The sequence below is a fragment of the Microbacterium sp. Bi128 genome (assembly GCF_918698205.1).
In genome coordinates this window covers 1-1,664 of the sequence record NZ_CAKKMM010001142.1, presented here as the reverse complement: position 1 = coordinate 1,664, position 1,664 = coordinate 1, and the positions used below count along the sequence as shown (strand labels likewise).

The window sequence follows — 1,664 nt, the reverse complement described above, 5'->3', positions numbered from 1 at the left end:
GGAGACACCCGTGGAAGCGCCCGTCCCGGCATCTTGGGCCACCCCCGCCGCGACCGCCGTGCCCTCGGTCGAGGCTGCCTGGCCACCAAGGGCCAGAGCCGCGCACTCCGCGGGTTCCACCGAGATCGATGCCAGCAAGGACTTTGCCTGTTCGACCGACTTCTTGAGATCGGCAAGCGGCATCACGGTAAGCGGCTTGCCGTGCGCATCCTTCAACTGTGCCACGAGGGCCGTCAGTTCATCGCTCGTGTAAGCCTTGGCTTGCGTCTGGGTGGGAGTAGGCGTCGTGGCCGCGCTGGGAACCGTGGTTGCGGCCTGGGCTTGCGCACTCTTGGCTGTATCCGGCGAGCCGGTGGGCGTGCCACATGCGGCCAATCCCATGGCGCCCCAGGCGAGGAGCGCCGAGGCCCCGAAAATGCGCAGCACTGATGTCTTCATGTTTCCCCCAAAAAACTAGACCGGCCAGCCGGCATTTGCCCGCTAGAAGAGCACGGTAGCGAACGTGCCCACCTGGCGAAAGCCCACCCGATCGTAGGTGGCGCGTGCCTTGGCGTTGAACCCGTTGACGTACAGGCTGGTCACCGGCGCGAGGGTCTGGGCGAGGACGACGACGGCGGCCATGTAGCCCGCGCTCAGTCCCAGTCCGCGGAAGTCGGGATTCATCCAGACGCCCTGGACCTGGGTCACTTCCGGCGTGACGGCGCCGAGTTCGGCCTTGAAGACGACATCGCCGGCGGCGTTCACGTGCACGAGGGAATGGCCCTGGCGGATGAGGCTCTTGACGCGCCGGCTGTAATACTCCCTGCCGCCGAGGTAGGGCGAATAGCCCACTTCTTCCTCGAACATTGCGGCGCATGCGGGCAGGATCTTGTCGAAGTCAGCCAGCTGGCCAAAGCCGAGTGCGGGCTCGGGCCGGACGGCGGGCGGCCCCGCAATCGTCAGCAGGGGCTGGTGGTCCCGGACTTCGTGGGCCGTCTGGCCGAGCTGCTCCAGCGCCGTGTAGAGAGCCAGCACAGTTTCGGCGGGGCCAAAGATCGAGGCGTAGCGGCGCCCGGAGCGGTGCGCGGCCATCGCAATGAGGCCGGCGAGCTCGGGCGCCAGCTCGATCGGCACCAGGTTGGCACCGGCCCAGCAGGCACCGAGGAGGGTGCCGCCGTCGAACACGCCAAGAATGCTGGCGCCCCCGGCCGTGGGAGACGCCGTACCGGCGGTCTCCAGGTGCGAGAGGATGAAGACATTGGCGACGGCGTCCCGGTGCGCCAGCGCCAGCAGTTGTCCGGTGTCCGCGCCGCCAAGGACCCGGACGACGACGCCGGGAGCGGCGTCGTCCTTACGAGACGCTAACCACGGGGCTACCCTTGACAGCATCTTCGCCATCGGCGTCCCCCATCTCTTCTGCGATACGCATGGCTTCTTCGATCAGTGTCTCAACAATCTGATCCTCCGGGACAGTCTTGATGACCTCGCCCCTGACAAAGATCTGGCCCTTGCCGTTGCCGGAGGCAACGCCGAGATCGGCCTCGCGGGCCTCGCCGGGACCATTGACCACGCAGCCCATGACTGCCACGCGCAGCGGGACTTCCATCCCTTCCAGGCCGGCGGTGACCTGCTCGGCGAGCGTGTAGACGTCCACCTGGGCGCGGCCGCAGGACGGGCAGGAGACG

Annotated in this window: 2 protein-coding genes and 1 pseudogene; all 3 read right to left on the bottom strand. The window is 67.5% G+C overall.

Features of this window, described 5'->3' with window-relative positions:
* Positions 1 to 438: pseudogene (locus tag LQV45_RS30615) on the bottom strand (hypothetical protein); the annotation flags it as partial.
* A gap of 42 nt (positions 439 to 480) precedes the next feature.
* The gene (locus LQV45_RS30610; RefSeq protein ID WP_230011011.1) at positions 481 to 1,368 is read right to left on the bottom strand and encodes a GNAT family N-acetyltransferase; all 888 of its coding nucleotides are present in this window, start codon (positions 1,366 to 1,368) and stop codon (positions 481 to 483) included.
* On the bottom strand, positions 1,331 to 1,664 hold a 334-nt coding region (locus LQV45_RS30605; RefSeq protein WP_230011009.1), incomplete at its 5' end, for a flavodoxin-dependent (E)-4-hydroxy-3-methylbut-2-enyl-diphosphate synthase. The genes LQV45_RS30610 and LQV45_RS30605, both read right to left, overlap by 38 nt.